A 255-nucleotide genomic window follows, 5' to 3' on the forward strand; every position below is an offset into this window, starting at 1 on the left:
ACCCCAGATGGTGCGCAGCATGGAGGGCCACGGCGAGGTGATGACGAGGTAGCCGCCGGAGCCGTTGGGCACGGAGTTGCCCTCGTCGTCGACGACGTCGGCCTCGATACCGGGGATCGCGGTCATCGCGGAGCCGGGCTTGCCGGCGGTCACGCCCGGCAGCGGGGAGATCATCACGGCACCGGTCTCGGTCTGCCACCAGGTGTCGACGATCGGAGTCTCGCGCCCGCCGATGCCACTTCCACCAATCACAGT

General features: G+C 69.0%; 1 protein-coding gene. It reads right to left on the reverse strand.

Annotated features, from left to right (window positions below; all coding sequences use genetic code 11):
• On the reverse strand, nucleotides 1-255 hold a 255-nt coding region (locus AC2YHB_RS25645), incomplete at both ends, for an AMP-binding protein (protein ID WP_487354884.1).

The sequence above is a fragment of the Nocardioides sp. SRI_004 genome (assembly GCF_057586415.1).